Below are 250 nucleotides of genomic sequence, written 5' to 3'. Positions count from 1 at the left end.
TGACTGGGGTGAAGTCGTAACAAGGTAGCCGTATCGGAAGGTGCGGCTGGATCACCTCCTTTCCAGAGCTTCTCGCAAAGTTGAGCGCTCACGCTTATCGGCTGTTGATAAAGACAGAAAGACTGTCTGTTGGCGGTTTTATCGGCTATAATGCCGGCCGCTTTCGATAATCATCAATGACAAGCATTCGAACGAAGCGTTGTTCGAGTCTTTGTCATTGGCGATTGAGCCAGTCAGAGTGATACGTCTT

At 49.2% G+C, this 250-nt stretch carries 1 rRNA gene; it reads left to right on the top strand.

The window, feature by feature from the left end:
• Nucleotides 1-62: ribosomal RNA gene (locus DIE13_RS32650) — 16S ribosomal RNA — on the top strand; the annotation flags it as partial.
• Nucleotides 63-250: the final 188 nt, after the last annotated feature.

This window comes from Burkholderia sp. Bp9016, assembly GCF_003857765.1.
GTDB lineage: Bacteria > Pseudomonadota > Gammaproteobacteria > Burkholderiales > Burkholderiaceae > Burkholderia.
This window is presented reverse-complemented; position numbering and strand designations above follow the sequence as displayed.